The organism is Aerococcus sp. HMSC23C02 (genome assembly GCF_001806805.1).
Lineage (GTDB): Bacteria > Bacillota > Bacilli > Lactobacillales > Aerococcaceae > Aerococcus > Aerococcus sanguinicola.
Window position 1 is genome coordinate 542,619 of the sequence record NZ_KV786043.1, and the last position, 9,539, is coordinate 552,157.

The 9,539-nt window shown below is 49.2% G+C and carries 9 protein-coding genes; all 9 read left to right on the top strand.

Annotated features, from left to right (window positions below; genetic code table 11):
• Positions 1–224 precede the first annotated feature (224 nt).
• Positions 225–1,058: a bifunctional DNA-formamidopyrimidine glycosylase/DNA-(apurinic or apyrimidinic site) lyase gene (mutM, locus tag HMPREF3090_RS04010; RefSeq protein ID WP_067975283.1), complete on the top strand. Its 834-nt coding sequence runs from the start codon at positions 225–227 to the stop codon at positions 1,056–1,058.
• Position 1,059: 1 nt separating this feature from the next.
• Positions 1,060–1,677, top strand: a complete 618-nt coding sequence (coaE, locus tag HMPREF3090_RS04015; RefSeq protein WP_070485978.1) for a dephospho-CoA kinase — start codon at positions 1,060–1,062, stop codon at positions 1,675–1,677.
• Positions 1,678–1,739: 62 nt separating this feature from the next.
• Positions 1,740–2,246: a transcriptional regulator NrdR gene (gene nrdR, locus HMPREF3090_RS04020; RefSeq protein ID WP_067975287.1), complete on the top strand. Its 507-nt coding sequence runs from the start codon at positions 1,740–1,742 to the stop codon at positions 2,244–2,246.
• A 23-nt stretch (positions 2,247–2,269) separates the two neighbouring features.
• Positions 2,270–3,712, top strand: coding sequence for a DnaD domain protein (locus HMPREF3090_RS04025; protein ID WP_143485079.1), 1,443 nt, complete (start codon positions 2,270–2,272; stop codon positions 3,710–3,712).
• A 1-nt stretch (position 3,713) separates the two neighbouring features.
• Complete coding sequence (gene dnaI, locus HMPREF3090_RS04030; protein ID WP_067975294.1) at positions 3,714–4,640, top strand: primosomal protein DnaI; 927 nt, start codon at positions 3,714–3,716, stop codon at positions 4,638–4,640.
• 606 nt (positions 4,641–5,246) lie between these two features.
• Positions 5,247–5,816 carry an alkaline shock response membrane anchor protein AmaP gene (gene amaP / locus HMPREF3090_RS04035; protein WP_070485982.1) on the top strand — a complete coding sequence of 190 codons (570 nt, stop codon included), beginning with the start codon at positions 5,247–5,249 and terminating at the stop codon, positions 5,814–5,816.
• Between the two features lie 20 nt (positions 5,817–5,836).
• The gene (locus tag HMPREF3090_RS09555) at positions 5,837–6,010 is read left to right on the top strand and encodes a DUF2273 domain-containing protein (protein WP_083272369.1); all 174 of its coding nucleotides are present in this window, start codon (positions 5,837–5,839) and stop codon (positions 6,008–6,010) included.
• A gap of 91 nt (positions 6,011–6,101) precedes the next feature.
• A complete protein-coding gene (locus HMPREF3090_RS04040) occupies positions 6,102–6,578 on the top strand; it encodes an Asp23/Gls24 family envelope stress response protein (RefSeq protein ID WP_067975301.1) in 477 nt (158 codons plus the stop codon).
• A 925-nt stretch (positions 6,579–7,503) separates the two neighbouring features.
• The gene (thrS, locus tag HMPREF3090_RS04045; RefSeq protein ID WP_067975305.1) at positions 7,504–9,441 is read left to right on the top strand and encodes a threonine--tRNA ligase; all 1,938 of its coding nucleotides are present in this window, start codon (positions 7,504–7,506) and stop codon (positions 9,439–9,441) included.
• The last annotated feature ends 98 nt before the right edge of the window (positions 9,442–9,539 follow it).

Below are 9,539 nucleotides of genomic sequence, written 5' to 3' on the forward strand. Positions count from 1 at the left end.
TCCAAGCATCCAAAGCTAAACGCTCTTGCTCACAACCTATAGTCGGGTTCGGGCTAGCAGAAATATCTCCTCTTCACAAATAGCCGCCGAAGACTTTCGGTCTTCTCTGGCTATTTGCTCCAGAGGTCTATTTCTATCGCTAGCCCTCACACCCTTACTTTATGCTTGGCCGCAAATAGCGTTGCGGCCAGGCTTTTCGTTTTCGTATGAAGGGAGGATGAAAGATGCCAGAATTACCTGAAGTGGACCGTGTCCGCCAGGGGTTGGAAGACTTAGTGCTAGGAGCCAGGGTGACCGGGCTTAGCTTAAGCTGGCCCAAGATCATTGACCAGCCCAGCCCTGAAGAATTTGAAACGATTATGCTGGGCCTCCGCCTCGAAGGCTTAGGCCGCCGGGGCAAGTATTTAATCTTTGACTGGGGGGAATGGGCCTGGATTAGCCACTTGCGGATGGAAGGCAAGTGGCTGGTCCTGCCTAGCGACCAGGCCGTGGATAAGCACACTCACCTCGTTCTCCAGCTCGATGATGGCCGCGACTTGCGCTACCATGATGTGCGCAAGTTTGGTCGTATCCGGCTGTTTCCCAAGGCGCAATTGGATGAGGAATTAGCCCGGCTTAACTTGGGACCGGAACCTTGGGATTTGGATGCCGATACTTTTTACCAGCAGCTACAGCGGCGCAAGTTGGCTATTAAATTGGTACTCTTGGACCAACATGTGGTGGCTGGTATCGGCAATATCTATGCTGACGAAATTCTCTACCGGGCCCGCCTCCATCCTGAGCAGCCGGCCAATACGGTGTCTAGGATTAAGTCCAACCGCTTAGTCCATTATGCTGGGAAAGTGATTGAAGAGGCCATGGCCAAGGGTGGGACAACGATTCGGTCCTACACCGATGCCCTAGGTCACAGTGGGGGCTTCCAGCAGACCCTCAATGCTTATGGACGGGCAGGGCTGCCTTGTCCCCGCTGTCAGACCCCGATGAAGAAGATCAAGGTCGGGCAGAGAGGGACCACTTTTTGTCCGCGCTGCCAAGTCTTAAAGAAGGAAAGGAGATAAGATGACATTTCATTTAGGATTAACCGGATCTATTGCGACGGGCAAGAGCTCGGTCAGCAAGCACTTCCAGTCCCTAGGCTATCCCATTGTCGATGCCGACTTGGGCAGCCGGGCCGTGGTGGAACCCGGCCAACCAGGATTGGAAGCTATCCGGGAACATTTTGGGGAGGACTATATCTTTCCCAACCAGACCATTAACCGGAAAAAATTAGGCCAGCTCATTTTTGCGGATGACCGGGCCCGCCAAGAGCTGAACCAGCTGCTCCAACCCCATATCCGCCAGTGGATCATCCAGGAGGCCCAAGCCTATGATGCTGCAGGGCACGAGTTAGTCGTTCTTGACATTCCCTTGCTCTATGAAGAGGGCTACCAGGAAGACTGTGACCAGGTGATGGTGGTCTACTGTTCCGAGTCGGTTCAACTGGAACGCTTGATGGCCCGCGACCAGCTCAGTGAAGGGGAGGCCTTCCAGCGGATTTGTTCCCAGATCTCTATCGAACGCAAGGCGGAGTGGGCGGATATTTTGATCGATAATGGCAGAGACCTGTCCTATACCTACCAACAGCTGGATGCTTGGCTAGGAATCAGCGGTTTTAGGCCAAATCCTGTCGCTGAATAGCTGGGCTTATGCTATAATAGGCATGAAAACGTCCTTCTTGTAAAGAAATAGGTGAGAATCTTATGCAATGCCCAAAATGCCATCATGATAATACCAAAGTGGTGGATAGCCGTCCCACCGAGGAAGGGAGTGCTATCCGCCGTCGCCGGGCTTGTTTGGCCTGCGACTACCGCTTTACCACCTTTGAGCGGGTGGAACAGCCGCCACTACTAGTGATTAAGCGCGACGGTAACCGCCAGGAATTCTCACGTGAGAAATTACTGCGCGGCATGGTCCGGTCTTGTGAGAAGCGACCCGTTGCCTTGGAGGACTTGAAGCGCTTAGTGTCAGAGATTGAGTCTGAGTTGCGGGCCCGGCCCCATGATGAAGTCTCCTCCCAAGATATTGGGGAGATGGTCATGGACCGCCTGCCTGCTATTGATGAAGTGGCCTATATCCGTTATGCGAGTGTCTACCGCCGTTTCGAAGATCCAACTGTCTTCTTAGAAGAGATTGAATCCCTCCGCCAATTGCAACGTAAACAGGTTGAGGGCCAGCAGAACCTCGATTTGGATGGAGACACGGACTAGAAGGGAGTGTTAATTTGGCCTTTATGCCATGGGAAAATTTAGAACCACAGAGCGGCCTTATCATCTACCAGAAAGAATGGCTTTCGGAAAATGATATGGCTGTTTTTCTTCACCTCTACCAGCCCATGCTGGGGGCGGAGAGCGCAGCCCTCTATCAGAGCTTGCGGGCCCAGATTGAAATAGGGGCCTGGCACTCCTCGATTCTCCGTCACTCGGACTTGATGGAGCAATTGGTGATGGGCAAGGAAGAGTATATCCGGGCGAGGCAGCGGCTGGAGGCCCTGGGCTTGGTCCAAGTCTTCCACAACCAGAATCCCGACAAGCAGGTCCAGACCCGCTATGATTTGTTGGCGCCCTTGCCGGCGGATAAATTCTTTACAGATTCACTGATGTCATCCCTACTCATTTATTATGTGGGCGAGGACCGCTTTCACCGCTTGGTTGACCGCTTCTCCTGGCAGCCTTACCAGGCTTTGGAGCAGGCGGACTGGCGGGAAGTGACCGCTTCCTTCCGTGATGTCTACCGCTTGCCCCAGGCTATCTACCCGGTCAGTCAGGAGACAAGGGAACACTTGGTCCGTACCAATGAAGGGGACAAGCATTTTGACCTGGGCCAAAACTCTAAGTTCGATCTCCAGGCCTTCAAGGAACTCCTCCAGGGCAGCTTTGTGGGGGAGAAGGCGCTCACTAAAGAAGTGATCGATATGACCCAGACCCTCCATGAGATTTTTGGCTACGATGAGGTCAGCCTCCAGCGCATGGCCCTAGAAGCTTGTGATATCAAGGAAAATAAGATTGACCTGGACAAGTACCAGGCCATTGCCCTGGCTCAGGCTGAGGCCGATAACAAGGCCCCACTCAAGGAACGCAGCCAAGAATTGCAGGAAGTTCAAGCCCAGGCCCAGGAAGAGGCCCAGAAGCTCTGGAAAGAACAGGGCTTGAGTGATGAGGACCTGGAATTTACAGCAACCCTGCGCAATTATCCCTCAGTGCCTTTTGCCAAGTCGATCAAGGACCAGCAGGGGGGCTTTTTGACCAAGAATGAGACCCAGGCTATTGGAGACATCCTCCAGATGGGCATTCTCAATCCGTCTACTCTTAATGTTATGATTCACTATTACCTAGTGGAAGATGGCAAGGACCGCTTGAGCCGCCCCTTGTTAGAAGCCACGGCAGATGATTGGAGCCAGCATAAGGTGGATTCACCCGAAGCCGCCTTGCTCTACCTGCGCGGCCGCCTCGACCATCAAAAACAAGCCAAGATTAAGCGGATGCAGCAGCAACGCCAAGCCCGCTACCAAAAGAAAAATTATCAAAAACGCTCAGGCCGCGAGGAGGTCAAGCCCAAGTGGTTCAAAACTGGTGGAGAAGCGCCCAAGCCAGCTGACCAAACGAACCAACAAACGACGGACCAGTCTCAAAACCTGCGCGACCTAATCGCCCAAAGGCACAAGGAGGATCGTTAAGATGCAAAATATCGGACCAGAAATCAAAAAAATCCTAGAGCAAAAGGATTACAAAGAAAGACTTAAGGAAATTCAAGCAGAGGCCCTCAGCGATCCCGATGTCCAAGCCTTTATCGACCAGCACCAGGACCAGGTGGATGAGCCTATGATCCAGCGCAGTCTGTCCAAGATCTATGAATTCGTCCAAGAAAAGAAGCGAATCCAAGCGGGCTATGAGCCCAAGATCCCTAATTTCCACCCCCAATTGCAGATGAATGTGAACTATATTGATGTCCAATATGTGGCTAATGAGGACTATTTGGCCAAGCAAGCGGAACTCAAGCGCGACCGCCGGATTACCCTGGTGGACCTGCCCAAGTCTCTGCGTGAAGCGAATTTCGACCAATTCGACGTCGACGACCCTGCCCGCCAGGAAGCGGCTAGCCGGGCGCTGACCTTTACTACGGACTATCTCAAGGCCCCCGACCGTTTTCACAAGGGCCTCTATTTCCACGGGGCCTTCGGGGTGGGGAAGACCTTCCTCCTTGCGGCCATTGCCAATGACTTGGCAGACAAGGGGTATGAAACGACGCTAGTCCACTACCCCCAGTTTGCCCAGTCGATCAAGCAGAGCATCGCTAGCAATACTGTTCAGGACAAGCTGGAAGCCCTGCAGAAGGCGCCCCTCCTCATGCTGGATGACATCGGAGCTGAGAGCAATTCCGCCTGGCTTAGGGACGACATCCTTGGAGTTATCCTCCAGTACCGGATGAACGAACAGCTGCCCACCTTCTTTTCTTCTAACTTTAACTTTGAAGAATTGGAGACCCACCTAGCGCGAACTAATTCTGGTGATATCGAACCCGTCAAGGCGGGCCGGATTATGGAACGAATTGCCTTTCTGGCCGAAGAAATCGAAGTTGGTGGACGCAACCGCCGCCATGATTAAGAACATTATTGTATGTTTTAGCTGACAAAAAGTCTCTCAACTAGGCTACATCAAGGGTCTAGTTGAGAGACTTTTAAATTATTTTTTCACTTTACATAGCTGATGACAAATTTAATGTCGGCAGAGCGCTTGATTATGAGCAGGAGTGAAGCGTTGAAGGTGATCGTTAGCCATGAAAAGTAAGCAATTTGAATTAGGGCTCGTAGACTTTAGTCGTACGAGCCCTTTGAAAATTGTTAGGTGAGAAGAAGGTAGCAACGCTGCTGACGCAGCCTTGAACTTCATCTCTAAGTCGCTTCGCTCCAAGAGCTGAAGCTGCTCGAGACGGTGCTATGCTTTAGCCGTTGGCGTTTTAGCGACTTACGGATAAAGTACAAGACGGCTTCAGCCGTGTTGATCATCTGAACATTTAACGATCAACTTCGGAAGCGTAACGGATGCTCACAAATGCAATTTGTTTTAGAGAGTTTTATTTGAGGGACAGCTAGGATTTTTTCTGGATTAAAAGTCATATAATTTGCATTCGAGGGAAATAAAGGCTAATCTAAAGGTATAAGAGATACTTGTTATTTTTTAAATTGAATATGAATAGGGGGGAGCCTTCCTATGAACGGATTTGTTAAATTCATCCAAGTTCTAGGTGCTTTAATTGCAATCTTAGCCTTGCTTGCAGCTATTGCTGTGCTGTATCCGATTCCTTACTTGACGGAATTTGTTGCCTATTATGTCTTAGGCATTCCGGAAGTCAGCACCACGGTTGCTATTGTCTTGGCTATAGTAGCTGTAATTGCGCTCATCTTCCTGCTCTATGCTTGCTTTGCCACCTCGAAGAAGGCCTGGTTGCAAGTGGACACTGAGCATGGTGAGGTTAGGGTTGACCACACAGTAGCAGAAGCAGCTGCGACACATGCTGCGCGCTCAGTTGATGCGGTCAAGCACCCACAAGCTGAAGCTAAGATGGGCAATCATCCAGGGGACACCAAGCTGGAAGTTACCGTAGATGTTAGCCAAGACGCACCCGTTGCGACCATTGCTAAAGCTGTCCAAGAACAGGTGGAAGCAGCAGTTAGCCGTAAACTCGGTGGCAAGCCAGGGTCCGTCAATGTTAAAGTTAACCAAATTGATACCCGCGCGGCTCAAGCTCAAGCAGCTCAGAATGCACCACGCGTGAGATAGTTAAAGGAGGAGGCCTTGCAATGAAACAACCACCAGAGTCATGGTATGCCTATAGATGGCGTATTATCTGTACCGCTGCAGCTTTCTTATTTACTGTCATCAGTTTGGCAAGCAATATTGGGACCGCTATTTTGGTGGCCGTCCTTGCGGTAGCTGGTTTTTACGCTGGTAAATATTTTGACAAGAATTTATAAAAATTCGAAGGCATATTATTTGAAATAATTTGAGAAATCAGTATGATTAGAGTACAAGCAATTGTAATAAAATTTTTGGAGGATGATAATCATGGCAGAACAAAAAGCTAATGAACAAAACCAAGTACAACACGAAAATGAATTAACTTTCGCTGACAAAGTTCTCGAAAAAATCGCGAACTATTCAGTACAAGGCGTTGAAGGAATCCTTGAATTACAAGGTGGCTTCACTTCTGGTATTAAAGGCTTCTTCTCAGGCTCTGGCGAAGACGAAACAAGAGGCGTTAGCGCTGAAGTAGGTAAAAAAGAAGTTGCTTTAGACTTAGAAGTTATTGCTGAATACGGCAAGGACATTCCTGCTGCTTTCGAATCAGCAATCAAGAAAATTACTGAAAATGTTGACAAGATGACTGGCTTAAAAGTTGTTGAAGTTAACATGAACGTTAACGACGTTGTAACTCGCGGTGAATGGGAACGTAAACAAAACGAAGACCAACGTAAAGCTGCTGAAGAACGTCGTCGTGCACACGAAGACGGTGAATACTCAGACGGTTCACGCGTTCAATAATTCGTTAAACACCAGCAAAGCTTGGGCTCCTTGCCCAGGCTTTTTATTTTGATCTTTATAACGTTGTGCAGTGATCCTCCGTTTCGCTTTTGAATTTAATCGTTATAGAGTCATGGCTAACGATCAAATTCAAAGCTCCACTCCAGCTCACAAACGAACTGTTATAAAAATTATTGTTTAATTACTGGTGTTTAGTACCTTCTTAGCCGGAAGTTCAAGGAAAAAAGGAGGTAAGTTCAGGCAAGTAGAATCTTTGGCAAAGGATCTATCGGATTGAGCCCAGGTCCTTCACCTAGCGGCCGTCAACTTTGGGGCTTAGGAATGAATTTATTAAATAGCTGTTTGAGTTTGCGCACAGAACAGCTGAATGCAAATGGCACGCTTGAGTTTGCGCTCAGAACTGTTGAATGCAAATGGCACTTTTGAGTTTGCGCTCGGAACAGCTGAATGCAAATTGCACTCTTCAGTTTGTCCTCAGAACAGCTGAATGCAAATTCCAGCTTCCGACTTGCCCTCAAAGCTCCTGAATACAGATGGCGTCCTTCAGTTTGTCCTCAAAGCCTCCCAAGGCAAAAGGCTAGCTGATAGATGCAGGGTGAGCTCCAGTCAGCTTTTTTGAAAAGCTTGACTTGCTTTTTCATCTGAATAGTGCTTTAATAGGGTTAGACTAGTTAAGCGCCAGTGATGGAGACAAAGTTTTTGTTTGAATGCTAGAGACGGATTGTTTGGTGGAAGATCCGCAAACAGAGATGGCGACCACTCCGGAGGCTTTCAATGATTGAAGTTGAACGGTGAACCCCGATATCGGTCATGAACGAGTGCCTAAATAGGCAAAAATTGGGTGGAACCACGTATTGATTAAGATCACGTCCCTAATTGAAGGAAACTTCAGTTAGGGCTTTTTTATTTTTTAAGGAGGATAACCATGCAAATTACATTCCCAGATGGTGCGGTGAAAGAATTCAACGCAGGCGTTACGGGCCGCGAAGTAGCCAAATCTATTTCCAACAGCTTGGCTAAACGCGTTTTGGCTTATAAATTAGATGGTCAGTTGAAGGGCCTAGATGATCCCATCGAAGAGGCTGGGGCGATTGAATTGATCGATCCTAAGTCCAATGAAGAGGAAGCCTTGGAAATCTTGCGCCACTCCAGCGCCCACTTATTAGCCCAAGCCCTGCGCCGGATCTATCCAAACATCCACTTCGGTGTAGGTCCTGCTATTGAGAATGGTTTCTACTATGACACCGACAATGGGGAAGGCCAACAAGTCAAGGAAGAAGACCTGCCAGCCATCCAAGCAGAAATGGAAAAGATTGTCCAAGAAGACTTCCCAATCGAAGGCCGCGAAGTGAGCCGGGAAGAAGCCAAGGAAATCTTCAAGGAAGACCCTTACAAGCTTGAATTAATCCACGACCTTCCTGAAGATGAGAAGATTACCATCTACAGCCAAGGGGAATTTACCGACCTCTGCCGCGGCGGCCACGTGCCATCAACCGGCTATATCAAGCACTTCCAATTGTTATCATTAGCCGGCGCTTACTGGCGCGGAGACTCTGACCGTCCAATGATGCAACGGGTTTATGGGACGGCCTACTTCAATGAAAAAGATCTGAAAGCTGACCTCAAACGTCGGGAAGAAGCCAAGGAACGCGACCATCGGAAACTAGGTAAGGAATTAGACCTCTTCTTAGTCTCCCCTGAAGTGGGTCAAGGCCTACCTTTCTGGTTACCTGAAGGGGCAACTATCCGCCGTATTCTCGAACGCTACATTGTGGACAAGGAAGTGGCTCAAGGCTACGAACATGTTTATACGCCAATCATGGCCAATGTCGACCTCTACAAGAAGTCAGGTCACTGGGACCACTACCGTGATGACATGTTCCCACCAATGGATATGGGCGACGGCGAACAATTAGTGCTCCGCCCAATGAACTGCCCCCACCACATGGAAGTTTACCAAAACCATATCCACTCCTACCGCGAACTCCCTATCCGGATCGCAGAACTTGGGATGATGCACCGCTATGAAAAATCCGGGTCTCTATCTGGGCTCCAACGTGTCCGTGAAATGACCTTGAACGACGCCCACATCTTTGTTCGTCCAGACCAAATCAAGGATGAATTCACCCGCGTCCTCAAGCTCATCCGTGAAGTTTACGAAGACTTCCACATCACCGACTACCGCTTCCGTCTGTCCTACCGCGACCCTAACGACACCGATAAATACTTCGATGACGATGAAATGTGGGAAAAGGCACAGACTATGTTGAAGGAAGCGATGGATGACTTAGGCTTAGACTACTTCGAAGCAGAAGGGGAAGCAGCCTTCTACGGGCCTAAACTAGACGTTCAAACCAAGACCGCCCTAGGGACAGAAGAAACCCTGTCAACGGTTCAATTGGACTTCCTCTTACCTGAACGCTTCAACATCACTTATGTGGGTGAAGACGGACAAAATACCCACCGTCCCGTTGTTATCCACCGGGGTGTCATCTCAACCATGGAACGCTTCGTTGCCTACCTGATCGAAGAATACAAGGGGGCCTTCCCAACTTGGTTAGCGCCAACCCAAGCTGTTCTGATCCCAGTTAACGAAGATGCCCACGCTGACTATGTCTACAAGATTGCTGACCAAATGAAGGCAAAAGGCTTCCGCGTGAAGGTTGATGACCGCAATGAAAAAATGGGCTACAAGATCCGTGAAGCCCAAACCCATAAGATTCCATTCCAACTTGTCTTTGGGGACAAGGAAATTGAAGAAGGTTCGGTAACGGTCCGCCGCTACGGCTCGAAGAAGACTGAAAGCCAAGACTTCCAAGAATTCTTCGCCAGCTTGCAAGAAGCTGTTGAAAACCACGAATAATTGAATCACTTTAAGCCCAGCTGTTTTTGGCTGGGCTTTTTTCTGAAATTCTTTAATAAATCGCGCTGGTGAGCATGCGTTGCGCTGTTGAATTTGGT

What these genes read in the sequence shown, in the direction of transcription:
- mutM (WP_067975283.1), top strand. Translation starts at nt 225, where the DNA reads ATGCCAGAATTACCTGAAGTGGACCGTGTCCGCCAGGGGTTGGAAGAC.
- coaE (WP_070485978.1), top strand. Translation starts at nt 1,060, where the DNA reads ATGACATTTCATTTAGGATTAACCGGATCTATTGCGACGGGCAAGAGC.
- nrdR (WP_067975287.1), top strand. Translation starts at nt 1,740, where the DNA reads ATGCAATGCCCAAAATGCCATCATGATAATACCAAAGTGGTGGATAGC.
- HMPREF3090_RS04025 (WP_143485079.1), top strand. Translation starts at nt 2,270, where the DNA reads ATGCCATGGGAAAATTTAGAACCACAGAGCGGCCTTATCATCTACCAG.
- dnaI (WP_067975294.1), top strand. Translation starts at nt 3,714, where the DNA reads ATGCAAAATATCGGACCAGAAATCAAAAAAATCCTAGAGCAAAAGGAT.
- amaP (WP_070485982.1), top strand. Translation starts at nt 5,247, where the DNA reads ATGAACGGATTTGTTAAATTCATCCAAGTTCTAGGTGCTTTAATTGCA.
- HMPREF3090_RS09555 (WP_083272369.1), top strand. Translation starts at nt 5,837, where the DNA reads ATGAAACAACCACCAGAGTCATGGTATGCCTATAGATGGCGTATTATC.
- HMPREF3090_RS04040 (WP_067975301.1), top strand. Translation starts at nt 6,102, where the DNA reads ATGGCAGAACAAAAAGCTAATGAACAAAACCAAGTACAACACGAAAAT.
- thrS (WP_067975305.1), top strand. Translation starts at nt 7,504, where the DNA reads ATGCAAATTACATTCCCAGATGGTGCGGTGAAAGAATTCAACGCAGGC.